We start from the raw sequence: 448 nt of genomic DNA on the forward strand, positions 1-448 counted from the left end.
AGATTAAAACGCCATGACTTCATGTGGCATGATTGATATTACATATGAGTTGCGTTAAAACGCAAGCACTGGATAAGCTGCATGCTCAATATGCACCTCTGCTGTTAAAGCTGTACTCGCCACCTACAGTGTAAATTAATGAAGTTTTACTAGTTTAGGTCACCCTAAACTAGTAAAACCGATTAAGCAGATTAATAGCAATATATTAAGCCTGATGTTCTTTAACTCTTGTTCGTTGAGGTACTCTCGAACGTTCACTTTTCTAGTAACCTAATCAAAGACAATCGATAATTCTAGTTTCTACGTCATCAACAAATCGCCTAAAGAACACTTCGACCTTCTTTCCCTTATAAAAGGCACACGAAAGATCTTGGGTCACCTCAAATATTAATCTACCCTGCGGCCAGTCGACAAAACAAAGCTGAACAACGAAAAAGTCGACATAGAT

The sequence above is a fragment of the Vibrio sp. OPT46 genome (assembly GCF_015163535.1).
In the GTDB taxonomy this organism is placed as follows: Bacteria; Pseudomonadota; Gammaproteobacteria; order Enterobacterales; family Vibrionaceae; genus Vibrio; species Vibrio alginolyticus.